Annotated in this window: 21 protein-coding genes, 2 tRNA genes and 1 pseudogene; 14 read left to right on the top strand and 10 right to left on the bottom strand. The window is 71.2% G+C overall.

Annotated elements, in window-relative coordinates; all coding sequences use genetic code 11:
• The first annotated feature begins 8 nt into the window (after positions 1-8).
• The 3 genes from V8690_RS28545 to V8690_RS28555 all read left to right on the top strand — a co-directional run bounded on the left by V8690_RS28545 (position 9) and on the right by V8690_RS28555 (position 2,307).
• Positions 9-82: transfer RNA gene (locus V8690_RS28545), tRNA-Met, on the top strand.
• Positions 83-316: 234 nt separating this feature from the next.
• Positions 317-2,140 carry a tetratricopeptide repeat protein gene (locus V8690_RS28550; RefSeq protein ID WP_338782959.1) on the top strand — a complete coding sequence of 608 codons (1,824 nt, stop codon included), beginning with the start codon at positions 317-319 and terminating at the stop codon, positions 2,138-2,140.
• A 93-nt stretch (positions 2,141-2,233) separates the two neighbouring features.
• Positions 2,234-2,307 (top strand) — tRNA-Met (locus V8690_RS28555).
• A 308-nt stretch (positions 2,308-2,615) separates the two neighbouring features.
• On the opposite strand, the gene V8690_RS28560 is transcribed toward V8690_RS28555, so the two are convergent.
• The 3 genes from V8690_RS28560 to hisN all read right to left on the bottom strand — a co-directional run bounded on the left by V8690_RS28560 (position 2,616) and on the right by hisN (position 4,506).
• Complete coding sequence (locus V8690_RS28560) at positions 2,616-3,032, bottom strand: Fur family transcriptional regulator (protein ID WP_010047623.1); 417 nt, start codon at positions 3,030-3,032, stop codon at positions 2,616-2,618.
• Positions 3,033-3,183: 151 nt separating this feature from the next.
• Entirely contained in the window at positions 3,184-3,576 is a 393-nt protein-coding gene (locus V8690_RS28565) for a CBS domain-containing protein (protein ID WP_338782962.1), read from the bottom strand.
• A gap of 129 nt (positions 3,577-3,705) precedes the next feature.
• Positions 3,706-4,506 (bottom strand): histidinol-phosphatase, encoded by an 801-nt coding sequence (hisN, locus tag V8690_RS28570; protein ID WP_338782964.1) that lies wholly within the window; start codon positions 4,504-4,506, stop codon positions 3,706-3,708.
• 436 nt (positions 4,507-4,942) lie between these two features.
• Between hisN and V8690_RS28575 the strand changes: the two genes are divergently transcribed.
• Positions 4,943-5,551, top strand: coding sequence for a TetR/AcrR family transcriptional regulator (locus V8690_RS28575; RefSeq protein ID WP_338782965.1), 609 nt, complete (start codon positions 4,943-4,945; stop codon positions 5,549-5,551).
• 7 nt (positions 5,552-5,558) lie between these two features.
• On the opposite strand, the gene V8690_RS28580 is transcribed toward V8690_RS28575, so the two are convergent.
• From V8690_RS28580 to V8690_RS28595, 4 genes are all read right to left on the bottom strand, one after another.
• The gene (locus V8690_RS28580; RefSeq protein ID WP_338782966.1) at positions 5,559-5,882 is read right to left on the bottom strand and encodes a multidrug efflux SMR transporter; all 324 of its coding nucleotides are present in this window, start codon (positions 5,880-5,882) and stop codon (positions 5,559-5,561) included.
• A gap of 147 nt (positions 5,883-6,029) precedes the next feature.
• On the bottom strand, positions 6,030-7,040 hold the full coding sequence (gene rsgA / locus V8690_RS28585; protein WP_338782967.1) for a ribosome small subunit-dependent GTPase A: 1,011 nt from the start codon (positions 7,038-7,040) through the stop codon (positions 6,030-6,032).
• 17 nt (positions 7,041-7,057) lie between these two features.
• A complete protein-coding gene (gene aroA / locus V8690_RS28590) occupies positions 7,058-8,374 on the bottom strand; it encodes a 3-phosphoshikimate 1-carboxyvinyltransferase (RefSeq protein ID WP_338782968.1) in 1,317 nt (438 codons plus the stop codon).
• Between the two features lie 118 nt (positions 8,375-8,492).
• A complete protein-coding gene (locus V8690_RS28595; RefSeq protein WP_338782969.1) occupies positions 8,493-9,215 on the bottom strand; it encodes a M50 family metallopeptidase in 723 nt (240 codons plus the stop codon).
• Positions 9,216-9,689: 474 nt separating this feature from the next.
• Here V8690_RS28595 and V8690_RS28600 point away from each other — a divergent pair, with 474 nt between their 5' ends.
• Complete coding sequence (locus tag V8690_RS28600; protein WP_338785490.1) at positions 9,690-10,346, top strand: AMP-binding protein; 657 nt, start codon at positions 9,690-9,692, stop codon at positions 10,344-10,346.
• Positions 10,277-10,615: a thioesterase domain-containing protein gene (locus V8690_RS28605; RefSeq protein ID WP_338785491.1), complete on the top strand. Its 339-nt coding sequence runs from the start codon at positions 10,277-10,279 to the stop codon at positions 10,613-10,615. The genes V8690_RS28600 and V8690_RS28605 overlap by 70 nt, the downstream gene beginning before the upstream one ends.
• Positions 10,616-10,661: 46 nt before the next feature.
• Here the strand turns inward: V8690_RS28605 and V8690_RS28610 are convergent, their stop codons facing one another.
• Positions 10,662-11,828 (bottom strand): nuclear transport factor 2 family protein, encoded by a 1,167-nt coding sequence (locus V8690_RS28610; protein WP_338785492.1) that lies wholly within the window; start codon positions 11,826-11,828, stop codon positions 10,662-10,664.
• 86 nt (positions 11,829-11,914) lie between these two features.
• On the opposite strand from V8690_RS28610, the gene V8690_RS28615 reads away from it, so the two are divergent.
• Together V8690_RS28615 and V8690_RS28620 are read left to right on the top strand one after the other, a co-directional pair.
• On the top strand, positions 11,915-12,835 hold the full coding sequence (locus V8690_RS28615; RefSeq protein ID WP_338782970.1) for a LysR family transcriptional regulator: 921 nt from the start codon (positions 11,915-11,917) through the stop codon (positions 12,833-12,835).
• Between the two features lie 155 nt (positions 12,836-12,990).
• Positions 12,991-13,704: a 4'-phosphopantetheinyl transferase superfamily protein gene (locus V8690_RS28620; RefSeq protein WP_338782971.1), complete on the top strand. Its 714-nt coding sequence runs from the start codon at positions 12,991-12,993 to the stop codon at positions 13,702-13,704.
• A gap of 619 nt (positions 13,705-14,323) precedes the next feature.
• Here V8690_RS28620 and V8690_RS28625 read toward each other — a convergent pair.
• Positions 14,324-14,449 (bottom strand): hypothetical protein, encoded by a 126-nt coding sequence (locus V8690_RS28625; protein ID WP_338782972.1) that lies wholly within the window; start codon positions 14,447-14,449, stop codon positions 14,324-14,326.
• Complete coding sequence (locus V8690_RS28630; protein ID WP_338782974.1) at positions 14,446-14,781, bottom strand: hypothetical protein; 336 nt, start codon at positions 14,779-14,781, stop codon at positions 14,446-14,448. The genes V8690_RS28625 and V8690_RS28630 overlap by 4 nt, the downstream gene beginning before the upstream one ends.
• A 594-nt stretch (positions 14,782-15,375) precedes the next feature.
• Between V8690_RS28630 and V8690_RS28635 the strand changes: the two genes are divergently transcribed.
• The 6 genes and pseudogenes from V8690_RS28635 to V8690_RS28660 all read left to right on the top strand — a co-directional run bounded on the left by V8690_RS28635 (position 15,376) and on the right by V8690_RS28660 (position 20,863).
• On the top strand, positions 15,376-16,191 hold the full coding sequence (locus tag V8690_RS28635; RefSeq protein ID WP_338782975.1) for an SOS response-associated peptidase: 816 nt from the start codon (positions 15,376-15,378) through the stop codon (positions 16,189-16,191).
• Between the two features lie 19 nt (positions 16,192-16,210).
• On the top strand, positions 16,211-16,885 hold the full coding sequence (locus V8690_RS28640) for an alpha/beta family hydrolase (RefSeq protein WP_338782976.1): 675 nt from the start codon (positions 16,211-16,213) through the stop codon (positions 16,883-16,885).
• Between the two features lie 256 nt (positions 16,886-17,141).
• The gene (gene sigR / locus V8690_RS28645; protein ID WP_338785493.1) at positions 17,142-17,828 is read left to right on the top strand and encodes an RNA polymerase sigma factor SigR; all 687 of its coding nucleotides are present in this window, start codon (positions 17,142-17,144) and stop codon (positions 17,826-17,828) included.
• A complete protein-coding gene (gene rsrA, locus V8690_RS28650) occupies positions 17,825-18,136 on the top strand; it encodes a mycothiol system anti-sigma-R factor (protein ID WP_338782978.1) in 312 nt (103 codons plus the stop codon). The genes sigR and rsrA overlap by 4 nt, the downstream gene beginning before the upstream one ends.
• 152 nt (positions 18,137-18,288) lie before the next feature.
• Positions 18,289-19,620, top strand: a complete 1,332-nt coding sequence (locus V8690_RS28655; RefSeq protein WP_338782979.1) for an HD-GYP domain-containing protein — start codon at positions 18,289-18,291, stop codon at positions 19,618-19,620.
• Positions 19,617-20,863 (top strand): annotated as a pseudogene (locus V8690_RS28660) (HD domain-containing protein). The gene V8690_RS28655 and the pseudogene V8690_RS28660 overlap by 4 nt, the downstream one beginning before the upstream one ends.
• The last annotated feature ends 109 nt before the right edge of the window (positions 20,864-20,972 follow it).

Raw genomic sequence — 20,972 nt, forward strand, 5'->3', positions numbered from 1 at the left:
CACAACGGCGCGGGGTGGAGCAGCTCGGTAGCTCGCTGGGCTCATAACCCAGAGGTCGCAGGTTCAAATCCTGTCCCCGCTACTGAAATCGCGAAGTCCGAGTGACGGAGCGACCATGAAGGCCCGGATTCCACAAAGGAATCCGGGCCTTCGTGATGTGTGAACGCATGTGCTGGCCTGGGCTGCGGCCGCGCCGCCGGGGGGAGTTGGGAAATCTGTGTTTGACTTGTCTCTCTGTGGGCATGTCGACAAAACGCTGTAGTGACCTCACTGGCTGCGGTATACCAGGTGTACCCAGGTTGCAGGTGGTGCGACGATGGACGTTATGGGGGACAAGACAACTCTGTTCGAGACAGGGCGTTTTGTGCAGCCTTCCAGCCGGGAGGACACCGACACCCCGGACGAGGCCGGGGAGATCGCCGACGAGGCGGCCGAAGAGCTGCGTCAGCGGCTCGCTGCGGAGGCCGGCGACGTCGAGGCGATGAGTGTCCTCGGGGCCATGCTGCTGCGCCGTGGTGATCTCGACGGTGCCGAACCCCATCTGCGTGCAGCCACCGCCGCGGGCGACCGGGCCGCCGCCAACAACCTCGGAGTCCTGCTCCACCAGCGCGGATACGCCGACGAGGCCGCCGGCTGGTGGCGGATCGCCGCCGTCGCCGGATCCGCGGCGGCCGCGCACGCCCTCGGTCGGCACCACCGCGAGCGCGGCGACGAACCCGCCGCCGAGTACTGGCTGCGCCAGTCCGCCGAACAGGGCCACACGCTGGGCGCGTACGCGCTCGCCGACCTGCTGGAGCACCGCGGTGACGCCGGGGCCGAGCAGTGGATGCGGGTGGCGGCCGAGCGCGGGCACCGGGAGGCGGCGTACCGCCTGGCCCGGGCGCTGGACCGGAAGGTGGCGCGGGAGGCCGGCGGTGACAACGGTGTCCAGGCGCTGGACGAGGTCGAGCAGTGGTACCGGCAGGCCGCCGCGCGCGGCCACCGGCGGGCCGCGCTGCACCTCGGGACGATCCTGGAGAAGCGCGGCGAGCTCAAGGAGGCCGGACGCTGGTACCTGACGTCCGCCAAGGACGGCGAGGCGCGGGCCGCCTGCGCGCTCGGCTTCCTGCTGCGTGACGCGGGCGACACCGAGAACGCCGCAGTGTGGTGGCTGCGGGCCGCCCAGGACGGTGACGGCAACGCGGCGAACGCGCTGGGCGCGCTGCACGCCGAGCGGGGCGAGACCCAGACCGCCGAGCGCTGGTACCGGGCCGCCATGGACGCGGGCGACGTGAACGGCGCCTACAACCTCGGGCTGCTCTGCGCCGAACAGGGGCGCACCGCGCAGGCCGAGCAGTGGTACCGGCGCGCGGCCTACGCCGGGCACCGGGAGGCCGCGAACGCGTTGGCGATCCTGCTGCTGCGGGGCGGGGACGAGACGGGCGCGGAGCCGTGGTTCTCCAAGGCCGCGGAGGCCGGGAGCGTGGACGCCGCCTTCAACCTGGGCATCCTGCACGCCGGCCGGGGTGAGGAGCAGGCCGCGCTGCGCTGGTACGAGCGGGCCGCGGCCGCCGGGCACACCGAGGCGGCGCTCCAGGTCGGCATGGCCCGGCTGCGGGAGGGTGACGAGCAGGAGGCCGAGCGGCATCTGCGGTGTGCGGCCGGGGGCGGGAGCGCCGAGGCCGCGTACCGGCTGGCGACCGTGCTCGACGCGCGTCGGCCGCCGGAGCCCGCGCACGAGCTCGGGGAGCCGGTGCACCGGCGGAGCGAGTGCGAGGAGTGGTACGAGAGAGCGGCCTCGCGGGGGCACCGGCGGGCGCAGGTGCGGGTGGGCATGCTCGCCGCCGCCCGTGGGGACGTCGTCGAGGCGGCTCGGTGGTACCGGGAGGCGGCCGAGGCCGGGTCCCGCAACGGGGCGTTCAATCTCGGGCTGCTGCTCGCCCGGGAGGGGAGCGAGCCCGAGGCGGCTGGGTGGTGGACGCGGGCGGCTGACGCCGGGCACGGGCGGGCGGCGTTGCGGCTGGCCCTGGTCTACGCGCGTCGGGGGGAGCTGGCGGAGGGGCAGCGGTGGGCCGACCGGGCGGTGGCGTTGGGGCCGGGGTCCGTGGCGGAGCGGGCGGCTCGGTTGCGGGATGCGCTGAGGCAGGAGCTGTCGGCGTGACCCTGCCGTGGGCATCATGAGGCTCTCGGCTCGCAGCTCCAGCTAAGCGATTTGCATCCGTCCTCCGCGTTGACGTAACGTTGCATTCACCGACGCGGGGTGGAGCAGCTCGGTAGCTCGCTGGGCTCATAACCCAGAGGTCGCAGGTTCAAATCCTGTCCCCGCTACTGAAGGCCGAGGGCCGGAATCCGAAAGGGTTCCGGCCCTCGGTGTGTCTACCGGCGGTTGGGTGCGGTAGGCGGACTGGAGGCGGTCGGTCGTGCCGGTGCGGATCTCCCACCCAGTCCATGGGGAGCGACGGTGTCGAGCGCAGTCGTCTCGTCCGCCTTCAGGAGCTTCGCCGTTCAGCATGCTCGGGCCGTAGAGCATGCCGCCCAGCAGCTCGCCGGGGCCGGCCGCCCAGGAAGGCTTGAAAGTGTGCGTGCAGTGAGAAGCCCCGGCGCCCATCGGGGCCGGGGCTTCTCGTGTGCGATGACTAGGCGGCCGCGCAGTTCGGGCAGACGCCGCGGTACGTCACCTCGACGTCCGAGACGGTGAAGCCGAAGCGCTCCGAGTCGGGGAGGTCCGCCAGCGGGTTGCCGACCGGGTGCACGTCACGGATCGCGCCGCACTGGGCGCAGACCAGGTGGTGGTGCGGCTGGTGGGCGTTCGGGTCGTATCGCTTGGCGCGCTGGTCGGTGGAGACCTCGAGCACCTCGCCGAGCGACACGAGCTCGCCGAGCGTGTTGTAGACGGTCGCCCGGGAGATCTCGGGCAGCTTGGCGACGGCCCGGGCGTGGACCTCGTCGGCCGTCAGATGGACGTGTTCGCCGTCGAGGACCTCGGCCACGACGCGCCGCTGCGCGGTCATCCGCCATCCGCGTCCGCGCAGTCGTTCCAGAAGGTCGCTCATGGTCACCAGCCTAACAGCAAAAGAGACCAGGTCGCGAACAGGTGTGAAGTTAGAGCCCCACTTATTTTAGACGATATCTATTCTCGACGGAGGCTACGGCTTGCGGTAGGGGCGGCCCAGGCCCCTTCGAGGGCCCGGGCCGTTCGTGTTGTCAGGCGGGTACCTGCTGACGGGCCGGTGCCCAGCAGCGGATGATGTCGCGGACCGAGACGACGCCGGCGGGCGCGTCGTCCTCGAGCACGATCAGGTGACGGAAGCCGCCGTGTGCCATGGCGCCGGCCGCCTCCTCCAGGGTCCAGGCCGGAGTGGCGAACACGACGTCGGTGGTGGTGTGGGCGTGGGCTCGTTCCGTGTCAGGGTCCTGGCCCTGACCCACGGAGATGAGGATGTCGCGTTCGGTGAGGATGCCGATGCCGCCGGCGTCGGGGTCGTGGACGATGGCCGCGCCGACCTTGCGGGCGGCCATCAGTGCGGCGGCCTGGCGGAGGGTGTGGGTCGGGCCGATGGTGAGGACGACGGTGCTCATGGCGTCACGGACGAGCATGGGTGGAGCCACCTCCTGGGAGTGTCCCGCCGTTTGTTCATCTTTTCACAAGTTCACAAGCGGGCGGATTCTCAGAGTGACAGGCAAAGGGAGTGGCAACAAGGGGGCGCTCGGTAACAGCGGGCGCGCTCAGTAGCGCTGGTTGAGATACCCCAGCAACTCGTCGTGCAGCAGGCCGTTCGACGCGGCCGCGTTGCCGCTGTGCGGGCCCGGGCGGGAGTCGAGTCCGGTGAAGGTGCCGCCGGCCTCGGTGACGATGATCGCGTTGGCGGCCATGTCCCAGAGCGACAGCTCCGGCTCGGCGCACATGTCGACGGCGCCCTCGGCGACCATCATGTACGGCCAGAAGTCGCCGTACGCGCGCGTGCGCCACACCTCGCGGGTGAGGTCCAGGAAGCCGTCCAGGCGGCCCTGCTCCTCCCAGCCGCTGAGCGAGGAGTACGCGAAGGAGGCGTCGGCGAGTTTTCCGACGCGGGAGACCTGGAGGCGGGTCGCCTTCGTGAGGCTGCGGCCGGAGAACGCGCCGTAGCCCTTCGCGGCCCACCAGCGGCGGCCGAGGGCGGGGGCGGAGACGACGCCGACGACGGGATGGAAGCCGCCCTCGCCGGCTTCCATCAGGGAGATGAGGGTGGCCCAGACGGGGACGCCGCGTACGTAGTTCTTGGTGCCGTCGATCGGGTCGATCACCCAGCGGCGGGGGCCGGTGCCCTCGACGCCGTACTCCTCGCCGAGGATCGCGTCCCTGGGGCGGGCGCGGGCGAGTTGGCCGCGGATGAGTTCTTCGGCGGCCTTGTCCGCTTCGCTCACAGGGGTCATGTCCGGTTTGGTCTCGACCTTGAGGTCGAGGGCCTTGAACCGGTCCGTCGTCGCGGCGTCGGCGGCGTCGGCGAGGACGTGGGCGAGACGCAGGTCGTCGAGGTAGTCGGGCATGTAACGAACCTATCTGCCGAGGTGGGCGTGGGGCTACAGGGGGTTTGGGGGCGGGTGTGGGGGCGTTGTGGTGGCTCGGCGGGTGTGGGGTGCTGCGGGGGTGGGGTGCTGCGGGGGTGGTGCTGGGGCGGGGTGGGTGCGCAGCCCGGCGGGGCGGGGTGCGGCTGCGCCCACCCGTGTCGCACCAAGCGGCACGACTGCCCGCGGCTGAGCGGGACCAGCCGCCCGCGGCTGAGCGGGCAACACTGCCCGCAGCTGAGCTGCACGACTGCCCGCAGGGGCGGTCGGCGGCGGCTGGGCGAGGGGCACGGTTCAGCCGCCGGAGGTGCCCGCGTAGGTCGGCTCAAAGGCGCCCCCGCGTACGTCCGTGAACCCTTGACAGTGGTTTCGTGTGCGTCAAATCTGGGCGCAGAGCCGCTCGCCCCAAGGGGAGGCGTTGATGCCTGCAGCGCGTGAATCTCTGCTGGACGCCGCTTACGCGGCGCTGGCGCGCCGGCCGTGGTCCGCCGTGCGGATGGTGGACGTGGCCGCGGCGGCAGGAGTGTCCCGGCAGACGCTGTACAACGAGTTCGGCAGCAAGGACGGGCTCGCCCGGGCGCTCGTGAGGAGAGAGGCGGACGGATATCTCGCCGGTGTCGACCGCGCGCTCATCGCGCACAGCGACCCGGGCGACCGGCTCACCGCCACCGCCGAGTGGACCACCTCGATGGCCCGCGAGAACGCCCTCGTCCGCGCCATGCTCACCGGCTGCTGGAGCGAACGGCTGCCGTCCCCGACCCCGTCGGCGGTGGCCCCCACCTCCGCCGTACCGGCCCAGCGCCGTGCCGACGGCCCACTGCCCTCACCCGGCGACTTCGTCGCCCTCGTCCGCGACCGGGCCGTCACCGCCCTGGCAGGATCCGGCACCCCCGGGCCCGACACCGCCGACCTGGCCCGCTCCTGCGAACTCGCCGTCCGGCTCGCGCTGTCCTGCGTGGCCGCGCCACCCGGCGACGGCGGCGTCGCGGACCTGGTCCGCAGCATCCTTCAGCGGCAGGCCGGCTGACAGGACGTCAGTGCGCCGAACCCGACAGCTGAAGCCCGATCACACCGATGATGACGAGGCTGATCGACACGATCTTCAGCGTCGACACCAGGTCGCCGAGGAACACCATGCCGTAGATCGCCGTGCCCGCCGCGCCGATACCGGTCCACACGGCGTAGGCGGGACCCACGTCGAGCTTCTTCAGCGCCAGGGTCAGCAGGCCGAAGCTGCCGAGGGCGAAGACGCAGAACGCGAGCGTCGGCCAGAGCCGTGTGAAACCGTGCGACAGCTTCAGACACACGGCGAAGCCGGTCTCCAGCAACCCCGCCACTATGACCAGCAGCCACGCCATGAGTCGTTCCTCCCGTATCCCACGTTCAGCGACCGCTTAGTCAGTTTGAGCGCATACGCCGGATTCTTCAGCTTCTGGGCGGTCCTGTATCCGGCTCGGTGCGATTATGCACTTACCGTCCGCACGCCATGGCAAACAACGCGGAGGTCAGTCGCCTTCCTTCCGCTCCCGCGTGGACAGCAGTCGCCGCAATGAGTACAGCCGCGCCGGATCCGCGTGCCCCTCGGCCACCCACGCGTCCAGCGCGCAGTCGGGCTCGTCGTGGCTGCACGCGCGGGGGCACCCCTCGGTGCCCGGCTCCAGGTCGGGGAAGGCGTGGATGACCTGGGCCGGGTCCACGTGGTGCAGCCCGAAGGACCGTAGGCCCGGCGTGTCGATCACCCAGCCGTCGCTGCCCGCCAGCGGCAGGGCGAGCGCCGAGGTGGTGGTGTGCCGGCCGCGGCCCGTCACCGCGTTCACATGCCCCGTCGTACGCCGCTGTTCCTCCGGGACCAGCGCGTTGACCAGAGTGGTCTTGCCGACACCGGAGTGGCCGACGAACGCGGTGATCTTGCCGTCGAGCTGTTCCCGTACACGGGCGACGGCGCTGCCGTTCTGGAGTTCCTCGCGGCTGGTGACGACGTAGGGGATGTCGAGGTGGCCGTACAGCTCCAGCAACTTGTCGGGCGGGGCGAGGTCCGACTTGGTCAGGACCAGCAGCGGGTCCAGGCCGCCGGCGTAGGCAGCGACCAGACAGCGGTCGATCAGCCGGGGGCGGGGCTCCGGGTCGGCCAGGGCGGTGACGACGGCCAGCTGGTCGGCGTTGGCGACGACCACGCGCTCGTACGGGTCGTCGTCGTCCGCGGTGCGGCGGAGCACGGACGTCCGCTCCTCGATGCGGACGATCCTCGCGAGCGTGTCCTTCTTGCCGGACATGTCGCCGACGAGCGCCACGCGGTCGCCGACCACCGCCGCCTTTCGGCCCAGTTCGCGGGCCTTCATCGCCATCACCACGCGGTCCCCGACGAGGCAGGTCAGGCGGCCCCGGTCGACGGTGAGGACGAGGCCCTCGGCGGCGTCCTCGTGCTTGGGCCGGATGTTCGTCCGGGGCCGGGTGTTCCGGCGGCCGGGACGGGTGCGGATGTCGTCCTCGTCGGTGTGCTTGCCGTAACGGCGCATGACCTGGTCCCCGTGTCCTACGCCCCGAGCATCCCGGTCCACAGGTCGGGGAAGTCGGGCAGGGTCTTGGCCGTCGTCGCCACGTTCTCGATCTGCACTCCCTCGACCACGAGGCCGATGATCGCGCCGGCCGTCGCCATGCGGTGGTCGTCGTACGTGTGGAAGATCCCGCCGTGCAGTCGGCGCGGGCGGATGTGCAGACCGTCGGCGGTCTCCGTGACGTCTCCGCCGAGTTCGTTGATCTCCTTGGTCAGCGCGGCCAGCCGGTCCGTCTCGTGCAGCCGCAGGTGGGCCACGCCGCGCAGGGTCGACGGGGAGTCCGCGAGGGCCGCGACCGCCGCGACGCCCGGCGTCAGCTCGCCGACCTCGCTCAGGTCGACGTCGATGCCGTGGATCGAGCCGGAGCCGGTGAACACGAGCCCGAACTCGGTCAGTTCGCAGGAGCCGCCCATCTCGGTGAAGATCTCGCGCAGCCGGTCACCGGGCTGGGTGGTGCGGGCCGGCCAGTCCGGGATGACGACCCGGCCGCCGGTCACCAGCGCGGCCGCCAGGAACGGCTGGGCGTTGGACAGGTCCGGCTCGATCGTCAGGTCGCGGCCGAGCAGCGCGCCGGGCGTGACCCGCCAGACGTTCGGCTCGCCGCCCGACTCGGGCGTGTCCACCTGGGCGCCGACCGCGCGCAGCATGTCGACGGTCATGCGGATGTGCGGCATGGAGGGCAGCGTGGCGCCGGTGTGGCGGACCTCGACGCCCTGGTTGAAGCGCGGACCGGACAGCAGCAGGGCGCTCACGAACTGTGACGAGGAGGACGCGTCGATGGCCACGGGGCCGCCGTCCAGGGCGCCGCTGCCGTGCACGGTCAACGGCAGCGCGCCACGGCCGTCGTCGTCGATGCGGGCGCCGAGCTGACGCAGCGCGTCGATGACTCCGTTCAGGGGACGCTCGTACGAGCGGGGATCGCCGTCGAAGCGGACGGGACCGTCGGCGAGCGCGGCGACCGGCGGCAGGAACCGCATCACCGTGCCGGCGTTGCCGACGTCGACCGTGGCCGGGCCGCGCAGGCCCGTGGGGAGCACGCGCCAGGCCTCGCCGGTGCCGTCCGGGCCGACGCCTTCCTCGATCTCGATGCCCATGGCGCGCAGCGCGCCGGCCATCAGCAGGGTGTCGCGGGAGCGTAGGGGGCGGCGCAGCCAGCCGGGCTCGGAGGCGAGGGAGGCGAGGACCAGGGCGCGGTTGGTGACCGACTTGGACCCGGGCACGTGGACCGTCGCGTCGACGGCTCCGCTCGCGTGCGGGGCGGGCCAGAGGGCGGTGTCTGCGGTGTTCGGGGCCATGCCTTTACTTTATAAGGAGGCAAGGGGGCGGGCCGTTGTCCGGGTGCGGCGCCGTGGTGGTTGCTGCCGCCTATGCGGCGGAGCCGCACATCGGCACAGTCCCGCGTTTCTGGGCTGGTCACTGGCCCAGTAGCCAGCGCCCTCCCCCGATCAGCGAGCACAGCGACACCGCGTGGAACAGGAAGAACCACAATCCCGCCGGTACGTGCGTCAGGCGTGACAGCTGGTCGGCGTCCGAGTCGCCCGCGCCGCCCCTCGCACGCTTGGCTTGCAGCTCGAAGGCGGGGCGCACCCCGCCGATCAGCAGGAACCACACCACCACGTACGCGAACGCCGCCTGGACCTCGAGGCCGGCCAGCCAGGACACCAGGACGAACAGGCCGCCGGTGACGATCATGGTGAGGGCGCCGTACGCGTTGCGGATCATCACGAGCATGGCCAGAAGCAGGGCCGTGGCCAGCCACAGCAGGAGCGTGATGCGGCCGGCGCCCAGCAGGGCCGCGCCGCCGAGGCCGAGCAGGGGCGGGGCGGTGTAGCCGGAGGCCGCGGTGAGGATCATGCCGATGCCGTACGGCTTGCCGCGGCTGACGGTCAGGCCGCTGGTGTCCGAGTGCAGCCGTATGCCGGTGAGGGTGCGGCCGGTGAGCAGGGCCACGAGCCCGTGGCCGCCCTCGTGGGCGATGGTGATGGCGTTGCGGGAGACACGCCACAGGCCGTGCGGGATCACCACGGCGAGCGCGACTGCCAGAGTCGCGATCACCACCCAGAGGTCGGGGTCGGGCTGAGTGCCGGACACCTCGTCCCAGAGGGAGGCGAGCGAGGCGGTTGCGGTGCTGTCCATGTTCGGCGATGGCTCCCTGTGGTCGTGTGGAATTTGGCAGTGTGGCACGTATGTGCGGCGGTATCTGAGACGCCCACGTGGCAGCGAGCGTTCCTGACGGTAAACGCCCAGTTCGAGGCGTTGGAGCCCCGGAGTGAGCCGGGGCCCTTGCTCTCCCCGTCACCGGGTGCTGGTGAATGCGGTGAGGCGGGCCGCGTGCTCCGCATGCCGGATCGGGAGACACAGGCGAAACCCGTTCAGATCAGCTGTGGGCATGCAGGGACATGCACAAACATGCAGCCTTCCGCTCTGGTCCCTGGCTGCCTGTCACATGCATCGTTCTGAGGTGCGGCCTGGTGGTGATCCTCGAAAGTGGAACCGCCGGGCTGAATTCGCGTGCGATGCCCGACAGGTGCGTCATAGTGCCTATCTCGACTTGGCGGGGAGTGAGCAGCGCATGAAGGCGGTCGGCCGGGTCCAGGATCTTGTTGCCGCATGGGTGAAACGCCGTCCGGAGAGTTGCGCGGTACGCGTTCCGGCCACCGGGGAATCGCTCTCCTACACGGGAACTGTGGGACGTCTCGCAGCAGTTGGCCGACGATCTCGTCGCCGCCGGGGTCCGCCCCGGGGACGCCGTTCCGGTCGCGGTGGAGAGGTCGCTCGAGCTCGTTCCGGCATTCCTCGGTGTCCTGCTCGCGGGGGCGGCTTGCGTGCCGCTCGACGCGATGGCCCCGGAGGCTCGCCTGGGCGGGATCCTCGACGAGGTCGGCGCCGAGCTGGTCGTCACCTACGGGCCCCACTCGCGCCGCGAGCGCTGGGCGAATCTGCCGGACGGTCACCGCATCGTCCCGGTGCCCACGTCGGCCTGGCGGGTCGGCGTCGTCGCGGAGCCGGCCCCCCGGCCCGGAGGAGCCTGCCTACATCACCTACACCTCCGGATCGACGGGTCGGCCCAAGGGAGTGATCGTGCCGCACCGGGGCGTGATCCGGCTGGTTCGCGATCCCGTCTTCTGCGCCATCGGGCCCGGCGACCAGGTGGCCAACACCTGCAACCCCGCGTTCGACGTCACGACCTTCGAGATCTGGAACACCCTCACCGCGGGCGCCACGCTCGTGGTGCTGCCCTCCGTAATCACCACGTGCTGGACCTGATGCTGCGGGTGCTGCGCAACGACCTCGCGATCGTGGACACGTACCGGAGGCACGCCGGGCCGCCACTGGACGTTCCCGTCTCGGTGTTCACCGGCCGGGACGATCCGGTGGCTCCCGCGGAGACAGCCGCCTTCTGGAGTGAGCACATGTCAGCCCGGACCACGACGCATTCCTGGCCGGGCGGCCACTTCTACCTGTTCGAGCGTGCGGAAGTCGTCAGCTCCGCCATGCGGCAGGAGATCGACGCCGCCTGCCATGCGGCGAGGTGACCAACGTGCGGGTATCGAAATGCCCCCCGACAGGCGCGGTTGCTCGTCAGAGGTGCCGGCGATAGGCCTTGTTGGCGATGCGCCAGCTGCCGTCTACGAGGACCAGCAGGAAGATGTCGGTGAAGGTGTCGGCACCGTGCCAGAGCGTCATGGTCGCGGTGGCGACGGTGCCGTGGACGTCGACGGAGTCGATGCGGCGCTTACGGGTCGGTTCGTCCGGGGCAGGCCTGCCGCTGAAGAGAGCGCAGTAATCGTCCAGGGGCCAGGAGACGAAGGCGCCGTCCCGGATTCCCTCGATGTGGGCGGAGGGCAGGAACGCCTCGCGGAAATGGCCGGCGTCGCCGGTGGCGTGTCCGCGGATGTAGGCGCGCAGCGGTTCGAGTACGGCGTCACCGACGGCGGGGACCGTGGCCGCCATGGCGATGTCGGCCTCAGGTTGGACCGGGGTGTCGGCCAGCTCGCCCGCGCTGCGCAGGGGGGTGTTCGACGCGGCGGCCAGCAGTGCCATGCCCTTGGCCAGCGCACCGATCGTGAACTGGGCGGTGCTCGCGGTCGACTGGCCGGCGAGGAGGGTTCGCTTGCGGGCCACGAGCCCGCCGAGCTGGCCGAGTTCAAGAACGTCCAGCACCTCGGCACGGGGCAGGTCCAGGGCGTCGGCTTGCTGGAGCGCGTCGCGCAGCGCGAGGACGGCGCCGGCGAGGCTGTTGTTGGCGATCAGCTTGAGCGAGGCGGCGGTGGCGGCGTCGTCGACCTGTCGTACGGTGCCAAGCGCCTCCAGAACCGTTCGGACTCGATCGAGCGACTCCTGGTCGGCGGCGGCGAGGATCCGCAGGGTGCCGTCCGCTGCCGAGGGCACGGAGCCGAGCACCGGCGCGTGGACGTAGGACGGGCCGAGCTGCCGGGCCAGACCCGCCGCCTCGGCGGGTGCGACGGTGCTCGTGTTCAGCACGATCGTGTCCGTTCGCAGCGAGCCGCTGACCTGGTCGACGACCTGTCGGCAGGCCTGGCCGTCGAAGAGTGCCAGGAGGACGACGTCGGCCTTTGCCACGGCATCGTTCGGGTCGCCGGTCGTCTCGACAGCGACTTCCGCGCGCCCGGAGCGGGTCCAACCGACAACATTCCAGCCCTGGTCGGCGAGTCGCGTCGCGCATGCGGCTCCCATGCGGCCCAGGCCGAGGACAGCGATCGTCTGCGGTGCGGTCATGCGTCCCAGCCTGGTGTACCAGGAGATCCGCGACAAGCGCAGATCTCGCAGGGCGACGATGCGGAACACGCATACCGGCTAGGCATACTCGTTCCATGGCACTGACTGCGTGGCGGACGTTCGTGACGGTGTGCCGGCTCGGGTCGCTCTCGGCCGCGGCCACCGAGCTCGGCTACACCCAGTCGGCCGTCTCCCGGCAGATCGCCGGGCTGGAACGTCAGCTCGGGGTGCCGCTCGTGCACCGGCATCTGCGCGGCGTGCGTCCCACGCCGGCCGGCGAGGTGTTCCGTCGCCACGCCCTGGCCACGCTCAACGAGGCCGACCGCGCCTTACGCGCCATCCAGGACGTTCGTCACGGGGCGCTCGGCCGGCCGCTGACAGTCGGTGCGACGCCGTCTCTGGCCGCAGGGATCGTGCCCGCGGCGATCCGCCGCCTGCTCGAGACCGCCGGACCCGTCCGGTGGAACCTGTCGCCCGAGCTGAGCCCGGAGCTGCACGAGCGCGTGATCGCCGGCGATCTCGACGTCGCCGTCGTCACCGACGCGCCACCGGGGCTGCCCAACGACCCGCGTCTGGAACGACGGTTACTGGGGCTGGACGAGATGGTCGTCGTGCTGCCCGTCGGCCATCCGCAAGCCGGACACGGGCCGGTGCCCATCCAGGAGCTGGCCGACCAGACCTGGGTCGAGGACAACGACGGCTCGGCGGCCCTGCTGCGCCAGCACGCCGCCCGCGCCGGAGTCACCGCCCGCATCGACCTCACCGCCGCCGATCTGCTCGGCAAGATGGCCTTGGTGGCAACCGGCCATGCCATCGCGCTGATACCCGGAGTGCTGACGTGCGCGCTGCGGACCGACGTCACCACGGTGGCTCTCGTCGATCCTCCGACCCGCGGCATCTACACGATCACGCCCCGTCGCGACCCGCACCCGTCCGCAGCGCCCCTGCTCGAACAGCTCGCGACGGCCTTCCGCTCGGTCCGTCCCGCCCAGGCCCACCCAGTCCCGCGAGGCTGAGAGGCCTCAGGGGTCACCCCCGTCTCGACCAGCTCGGCGGCATGCATCCGGCCCGCTCCCACAACTCACGACATGCGTAGGCCACGCCGCCCGGCGGCAGAAGCATCGGATAACTCTCCGGCGCGCGGTCGGGCCCCGCTGTCTATGCTCTCCATGTGCCGGCCACGCCGATCTCCACAGTCCCCAACGTCTTCTCTTTGACCAGGTCGCTGATTCAGCCGCAGACGCCCTCGGTGTGGATCGCCGACGCCGGGCGGGACGGACATCGGGCGCGCCGGCTCGCATCCGCTGTGCTGCACGAGGACGAACTCAACCGCGCCGCCGCATTCCGGCGCGAAGAGGACCGACTCACCTACCTGCTCGCCCATCTGGCCTTGCGTCAGCTGCTGGCTTCCGCCACGGGACGGGCCCCTCAGGCGCTGCGTCTGGTGCGTGATCCCTGCCCGCGCTGCGGAGGCCCGCACGGGCGGCCCACCCTCGACGACGGCGCGGTGCACTTCTCCCTCTCCCACAGCAGTCCCATGGTGCTGCTGGCGCTGTCGCCCACTCCGGTCGGCGCGGACATCGAACGCCTGCCTGCTCCTGAGACGGTCGCCGAATTGACGCGGATGCTGCACCCGAGGGAGGTCTCCGAACTGGAGGCCCTGGACGTCGACGCGAGACCGCGCGCGTTTGCCCGTGTCTGGACACGCAAGGAGGCCTATCTCAAGGGTCTGGGCACGGGGATCGCAGGGGACTTGTCGAAGGACTGTCTCGGTACGGGTGCTCACCCCGCACAGGCACCCGACGGCTGGAGCATCACGGATGTCACGGCGCCTGACGGCTTCGCCGCCGCCGTGGCCACCGCGAAGCGAAAATCCAAGGATTGACGAACTCGGATTCCTGGATGCTGTCCTGGGACGCGAAAGCCCTGTGTGAGCGACGCACTTCGTTTGCGGCTCTTGTGATGCGGGGCGATGGACCGTGCCATTCGTTGCCCGTCTGGAAACCGTCAACGCCCGTGGTCAGGCGTCGGCTGAGCGCATCGTGCAACCGCCGGCCGCATGGGGTCGCTCGACGACGAGTGCCGCCTGAGGAGCGCGCCGGACGAGTGAACTCGCCGGCACAATGGCGACCGGCTTCCTCGGTGTCCGGCTGCAGCCCCTGACCGGCTGACGCATGACCAGCGGGTTTGTTACCTCAGAACCATGAACTGCCCGGGTGTCGTCGCGGTCCCTGCCCTCCGGGTGTGCATATGGCCCAGAGTCGCTTGCCCCTCATGCGCTGCTTGAAGTGGATGCCGTCCATTTCGAGCCAGCGCCCCCAATAGTCGAGATGGAGCTTGGCCGACGCCGAGACGCTGTACCAATAGAGCGGCGACACGATGCCCAGGTCGCTCGCTTCAAGCGTGGCATCGAGCAGCAGTGACTCGTTCTCGCCCGGGGCCGACACTGGTCCGTGGCCGCGGAGGTCGACGAAGTCGGGCAGCGCATGGTCGGCCAGCCGGAGTCACCGCTGGGCGGCATCGGACGGGAGATCCGCGGCGAACTTGCGGGCCAGCTCCTCGGTCCGGCCGCCGGTGCGGTGGCTGGCCACCACGAACAGGAAACTACGGGCGTCCGTCTGCGCTGTCACCGGATCCCCGCCTGCCGCCGGGCGGCCGCGTGCAGCTCGGTGCCGGAGTCGATCTCGCCTCCGAGCTTGGCGTAGCGGCGCTTGGTGCGGCTGGACGTCCGGGAGAGGATGGTGATGCTGTTCTGCATCAGCTTGTGGGACTCCAGGAGGTTGAGCACTTCCAGCTCGCCCGGGTGCTTGCGCTGGCACTCGGCGATGCACTCCCAGGCGTCCACCCAGGCGAAGTCGATCGGCCGCAAGTCGGCGGGCAGCCGGTCGTCCAGCTCTTTGAAATGGGCGTTGACCACCGTGACCGAGTCCTCGAGGGCCAGCTCCTTCAGTACCTCTGTCACCGGGGGCGGAGGAGGCTAGCCGCTCCGCACTCGACAGGTGGCGGCGAGTCTTTTCGGCGAGGGATTCCGCTTCGCCCGGAGACTCTCCCGAAGGTCAGCCAGTTCAGCTGCGAGGAATGGCGTGGTGTAGCCCATGCCGACCTCCAGCACCCGACGTGGCCGGGTCAGCCGCACCAGATGGGCCAGGTCCCCATCTCCGGTACGCGTAACCGCGCGGCGGCGGCCTGGAAGTCGGACTGGAAAATCCGTGGAATCGTCGTGCTGTTCCTCACTACTCCCGTCGGGCCCGATGAGCACGCCCCGCGCTGCGGCGGGCGTGGCAACCACCCGCGCGCTCCTCTCGATGATCGAGCCCATCCCCGAGTTTGATGAACGCGAGCTTCGTCATGGAGCAAGATCCTTGCAGCCGCTTGTGGGAGGCACAACGGATCGCTGCCGACACGAACGTGCGAGTTTTTCCTGCCCCGGTGGCAGCCTCGGCCCGCTCGTCCTCCTTCCGTAAGGTGGTGATGACCCGGGTTACGAGTGTCTGCCGACTGGTGCTGACCGAGGCGGCGTGATCTGGCGTTTCCGCAGCTCGGAGGGGTGTTGCAGATGTGCGGACGGTATGCGGCGAGTCGTAGGCCGGAGGATCTCGCAGGGATCTTCGAGATCGAGAAGTGGGAGCCCGAGGAGACGCTGGAGCCCGACTACAACGTGGCGCCCACCAAAGAGGTCTACGCCGTCCTCGACCGGCCTCTGAAAGAAGCGGACGACCCGCGACCGGTTCGGCAGCTGCGCAAGCTGAAGTGGGGGCTCGTCCCGTCCTGGTCGAAGACCCCCGAGGGCGGGGCCCGGATGATCAACGCCCGCGCGGAGACCGTCCACGAGAAGCCGTCCTACCGCCGCGCCTTCACCTCCCGGCGCTGCATCCTGCCCGCCGACGGCTACTACGAGTGGGTCACCGGCACGCAGGAGCGCGAGCTGGAGGTCGAGGGCAAGAAGAAGCGGCCCCGCAAGCAGCCCTACTTCGTGACCCCGGCGGACGGGTCGGTCTTCGCGATGGCCGGGCTGTACGAGTTCTGGCGGGACAGGACGCTGCCCGACGACCACCCGCAGGCCTGGTGGGTGACGTGCTCCGTGATCACCACGGATGCCGAGACGAGTCCGCTGGCGGTGTCCCCGGCGGACGGTCCGCGGACCCTGGCCGAGATCCACCCCCGGATGCCGCTGATGCTGACGCCCGACCGCTGGGACGACTGGCTGGACCCGTCCCGCACGGACGCCGACGACCTGCGCGAGCTGCTCGCCCCGCCGCCCGCCGGGCTGATGCGCGCCTACCCCGTCACCACGGCCGTCAGCAACGTTCGCAACAACGGCTCGGAGCTGCTGAAGGAGCTGGAAGGGCCGGAAGAAGGCACACTCTTCTGATGTGACGAAAGTGACGAAGGTGACCAGCGCGACTAGCGAGACCAGCACGACCAGCGAAACCGACGAGACCAGCGAAACCGTCGAGACCGACGCCGGCCCCGCCCGCATCACCTGGCACAAGGCGGAGAAGGCCCGGCTCGTCCTCGCCGTCGGTCACGGCGCCGGCGGCGGCATCGAGGCCCGCGACCTGAAGGCCCTGGCAGCCGTCCTGCCCGCCCACGGCGTCACCGTGGCCCGGGTGGAGCAGCCCTGGCGGGTGGCCGGGAAGAAGCTGGCGCCCGCGCCCAGGACGCTGGACGTCGGGTGGCGGGGCCTCTGGCCCGTGCTGGCCGGGCCCGGACTGCCGGTCGTGTCCGGCGGCCGCAGCGCCGGGGCCCGGGTCGCCTGCCGTACCGCCACCGAACTCGGCGCGCACGCGGTCCTCGCCCTCAGCTTCCCCCTGCACCCGCCCGGCAAGCCCGAGAAGTCCCGCGCCGCCGAACTGCTGGATTCCGGGGTGCCCACTCTGGTCGTCCAGGGCGGGAACGACCCCTTCGGCAGACCCGAGGAGTTCCCCGAGGGGCCGTACGAGCTGGTCGAGGTGCCGTACGGCGATCACGGCTTCGCCGTCCCCAAGCGCGCGGAGATCACGCAGGAAGAGGCAGTGGCGGTCATCACGGACGCGGTCGTGGAGTGGACCGGGTCACTCGGGTAAAGCTTCGGGAATGCCGGGGCGGCGAGCACTGTTGTGCGGGACGTACGTGCTGGAGACCAGCGCCGACGCCGTAGGAGAGGAAGTCCGCCGCATGGGTTCGATCTACTGCCCGAGCCGCAGCAGCCGCGCCGACCTGGACTGGACGGTGCTGCACGCGGCCAAGACCGCTCCTGTTCGGGCGGCGGGCGGACCGGATCGTCGTCTATCCTCCGATTCGGGTGAGACCGGTCTCGGTCTCACGAGAACACTGGAGGAGGTGGGTCCGGTCACTGGGACCGACGCAGGGACCGAACACGGCCAGGCGGAGCAGCCCGAGGGCCAGGGCGGCACGGGCGCGGAGACGGCCGCGGAGCGCAACGCGCGCTTCGAGCGGGACGCGCTCGAGTTCCTCGACCAGATGTACTCGGCCGCGCTGCGCATGACGCGCAACCCGGCCGATGCGGAGGACCTGGTGCAGGAGACGTACGCCAAGGCGTACGCGTCTTTCCACCAGTTCCGCGAGGGCACCAACCTCAAGGCGTGGCTGTACCGGATCCTCACCAACACCTTCATCAACTCGTACCGCAAGAAGCAGCGCGAGCCGCAGCGCAGCGCGGCCGAGGAGATCGAGGACTGGCAGCTCGCCCGCGCCGAGTCGCACATGTCGACGGGTCTGCGCTCCGCGGAGTCGCAGGCGCTCGACCACCTGCCCGACTCGGACGTGAAGGAAGCGCTCCAGGCGATCCCCGAGGAGTTCCGCATCGCCGTCTACCTGGCGGATGTCGAGGGGTTTGCCTACAAGGAGATCGCCGACATCATGGGGACACCCATCGGTACGGTGATGTCCCGGCTGCACCGGGGCCGCCGTCAGCTGCGCGGCATGCTGGAGGACTACGCCCGTGACCGCGGGATGGTCCCGGCCGGCGCCGGAGAGTCGAACGAAGAGAAAGGCTCGGGGTCATGAGCTGCGGAGAGCCGCACGAGACGGATTGCAGCGAAATCCTCGATCATCTCTACGAGTTCCTCGACCGTGAGATGCCGGACTCGGACTGCGTGAAGTTCGAGCACCACTTCGAGGAATGCTCGCCCTGTCTGGAGAAGTACGGGCTCGAGCAGGCCGTGAAGAAGCTGGTCAAGCGCTGCTGCGGGCATGACGACGTGCCGGGCGACCTGCGCGACAAGGTCATGGGGCGGATCGAGCTGATCCGCTCCGGCCAGGCCGTCCCCGAAGAGGACGTCACGGCCTCGCCTGCCACGCCGCAGGAGTCCTGACACTCCCGCGCCTTTCGACTACCCCGCCTCCGCAGGGGTAGTCCTCCTCGAACGCATCACTCGAACGTGCTAATCCGCGGGTTACCGGCCCGCGGAGCCCCCCGCCGCCGTCCTAGGCTCCGGCCCTGACGGAATGGCCGGGGGAGGGGCTCATGGAAGCGGTACCGGTACGGGGACGCGTGTACGTCGCCTGTGTCGCCGTCGCGGCCCTCCTCTGTCTGCTGCCGCTCCCGGGCGTCCGCACGCCCTGGTGGGTCGTGGCGCTGCTCGCCGCGCTGTACGCGAGCTGCGAGCGCGTCGCCCGGTCCCGGTTCGTCGGGATCTCCCATCCGGCCGGGACCTTCTATCCCGTGCTGCTCGCCGGTGTCTTCCTGCTGCCCGCGCCCGCCGCCGCCCTGGTGGCCGTGCCCGGTGCGCTGCTCTCGCACGTCGAGCAGCGGCCCGTGGCGCTGCGACGGGTCTGGCGGGCCGCCCAGCTCGTCGTCGGCGTGTGGGCCGCGGCCCGGGTGCACCGGGCGCTCGGCGGGCGGGACGCGGTCGTGGCGGGCGACGTCCCCTACGCGCTCGGACCGGCCGGGGCGGCGGTGCTGGCGTTCTGCCTGGTGCTCGCGCTGCTGGACGGCGGGATCCTGGCCCTGGCCGAGCGGGTCCCGGTACGGCGGGCCTGGCGCGGACTGGTGGCGCGCTCTCTCGCGCCCATCGCCGTGCACGGACTGGCCGGGCTGATGATGGCCGTGCTGTGGCGCAGCCCGTACGGTCCCGTGGCCGCGCTGCTCGTGCTGCTGCCGATGTGCGTCTCCTGGTGGGCCTTCGCGCAGTACCACCGGGAACGGGCTGCCCACCAGGCGACCATCCGGGCGCTGGTCCAGGCCGTCGACATCAAGGACGGCTACACGCGCGGACACAGCGAGCGGGTCGGGCAGGCCTCGATGATGATCGCGCGCGAGCTGGGCATGGACGACAAGCGCGTCGAGGTGCTCCGGTTCGCCGGGATCCTGCACGACGTCGGCAAGCTGGGCGTTCCCACCCGGCTGCTCAGGAAGGACGGGCCGCTCACGCCCGAGGAGCGGCGGGTGATCGAGCTGCACCCCGAGTACGGGCACGAGATGGTGCGCGGCATCGGCTTCCTCGGGGAGGCCCGCGCCGCCGTGCTGCACCACCACGAACGGCTGGACGGCAGCGGGTACCCGTACGGCCTGGTGGGCAGTCAGATCCCGGAATCGGCACGGGTCGTGGCGGTCGCGGACGCCTTCGACGCCATGACCTCCACACGGAGCTACAGCAGGGCCCGGCCTGTCGCGGTCGCCCTGGCGGAGCTGAAGCGGTGCTCCGGCAGCCAGTTCGACCCGGTGATGGTCGCGGCCCTGGTGGAGGCCGTCGGCCGGGCCGGGTGGCGCCCCGCCGTGACCGCCGACGACGTCGACCCGCCCCGGATTCCCCCGCCCGGCGCAGCCGTCTCCAGCCGGCCGGGAGCACACCGGTGAGCGCGTACCGGCCGCCGCCGCTCTTCACCCTCGTCCACGCCTGTGCCGCCCTCTTCGCCGCCGGATCCCTCGCCGTCACCCTCTACCACGGGCTGGAGGAACGCCGGGTCGCCCTCGCCTTCGGCGTCCTCGTCACCGTCGGGGAGCTCGCTCGGCGCAACGGAGCGCAGGTCAGGAGCCGGCGCCGCTCGGTGCCGCCGCGGCCCTGTCGTACGCGCTGCTCGGCGAGGCCGGCGGGCGGGCCACGCACCACGGCCCCGCCCAGGTCGTCGCCGTCGTGCTGGCCGCCTCGCTGCTCGCCAGCGTGCCGCACGTGGCGCGCGGGCAGGGACCCACGCTCGACCACCTGGCACGCCGCGTGCTCACCGTCGGGTTCGTCGCCGTGTGCTTCCAGCCCCCGTACAACCGGGGCATGTTCGACGACTGGGGCGGCCCCGCCTACGCGCTGCTGCTGCTCGCGCTGCTGTCCCTGACCGCGCTGTGCGACGCGGTGCTCGCCGCCGCGCTGGCCCACTCCCGCACCGGCTGGCCCTTCGGGCCGGTGCTGCGGGACGAGCTGCGGGCCGTGTGCGGCATCGGCGCCGCCGTCATCGCGACCGGGGCGGTGATGGCCCTGGCGGTCGCCGTCGTGGGCCTGTGGGCGCTGCCCGTCTTCTCCGTGCCGCTGCTGCTCGCCCAGATGTCGTTCCGCCGGTACGCCGCGGTCCGGGCGACCTACCGGCAGACCATCGCCTCCCTCGCCCGGGCCACCGAGGTCGCCGGGTGCACGCCCTGCGGGCACGCCCGCCGCGTCGCCGCGCTCAGCCAGGCGGTGGGGCGTGATCTGGGTCTCACCGAGCCCGAGCTGAGCGTGCTGGAGTACGCCGCGCTCATGCACGACATCGGCCAGCTGAGCCTCGTCGACCCGGTGCCGACGGGCGCCACCGCCGGGCTGCCCGCGGCGGAACAGCGGCGGATCGCGTTGCTCGGCGGGGCCGTCGTACGGCAGACGGGTGTCGACGAGGCGGTCGCCGTGGTCGTGGAGCGGCAGGCCGACCCCTACGCGGAGCAGCCACTCGCCGCGCGGATCGTCCGGGCCGTGAACGCGTACGAGGAGAAGTCCCGGGAAGGCGGCCTGGGCGGACCGCTGACGGCGCTGGAGGAACTCCGGCTCGCCACCGCCGGGGAGTACGCCCCGGAGGTGGTGGAATCGCTGGCCCGGGTACTGGCAAGAAGCAGTCTGACCTTGCCCGTGACGGGGTAACCCATGGGTAATGAGCGCCCCGGAGGCCGTACGTGGTTGGATGCGAAGGAAAAGGTGTCCGGGGGCTCGAAACACAGTTACGGCCAGCCCACCGCACGGAACTGGCAGG

This window comes from Streptomyces sp. DG1A-41, from assembly GCF_037055355.1.
Classification (GTDB): Bacteria; Actinomycetota; Actinomycetes; order Streptomycetales; family Streptomycetaceae; genus Streptomyces.

Bases quoted from the DNA above. Each gene is read 5' to 3' on its own strand.
- V8690_RS28550 (WP_338782959.1), top strand. From the start codon at position 317: ATGGACGTTATGGGGGACAAGACAACTCTGTTCGAGACAGGGCGTTTT.
- V8690_RS28560 (WP_010047623.1), bottom strand. From the start codon at position 3,032: ATGAGCGACCTTCTGGAACGACTGCGCGGACGCGGATGGCGGATGACC.
- V8690_RS28565 (WP_338782962.1), bottom strand. From the start codon at position 3,576: ATGCTCGTCCGTGACGCCATGAGCACCGTCGTCCTCACCATCGGCCCG.
- hisN (WP_338782964.1), bottom strand. From the start codon at position 4,506: ATGCCCGACTACCTCGACGACCTGCGTCTCGCCCACGTCCTCGCCGAC.
- V8690_RS28580 (WP_338782966.1), bottom strand. From the start codon at position 5,882: ATGGCGTGGCTGCTGGTCATAGTGGCGGGGTTGCTGGAGACCGGCTTC.
- rsgA (WP_338782967.1), bottom strand. From the start codon at position 7,040: ATGCGCCGTTACGGCAAGCACACCGACGAGGACGACATCCGCACCCGT.
- aroA (WP_338782968.1), bottom strand. From the start codon at position 8,374: ATGGCCCCGAACACCGCAGACACCGCCCTCTGGCCCGCCCCGCACGCG.
- V8690_RS28595 (WP_338782969.1), bottom strand. From the start codon at position 9,215: ATGGACAGCACCGCAACCGCCTCGCTCGCCTCCCTCTGGGACGAGGTG.
- V8690_RS28600 (WP_338785490.1), top strand. From the start codon at position 9,690: ATGGGTGAAACGCCGTCCGGAGAGTTGCGCGGTACGCGTTCCGGCCAC.
- V8690_RS28615 (WP_338782970.1), top strand. From the start codon at position 11,915: ATGGCACTGACTGCGTGGCGGACGTTCGTGACGGTGTGCCGGCTCGGG.
- V8690_RS28635 (WP_338782975.1), top strand. From the start codon at position 15,376: ATGTGCGGACGGTATGCGGCGAGTCGTAGGCCGGAGGATCTCGCAGGG.
- rsrA (WP_338782978.1), top strand. From the start codon at position 17,825: ATGAGCTGCGGAGAGCCGCACGAGACGGATTGCAGCGAAATCCTCGAT.
- V8690_RS28655 (WP_338782979.1), top strand. From the start codon at position 18,289: ATGGAAGCGGTACCGGTACGGGGACGCGTGTACGTCGCCTGTGTCGCC.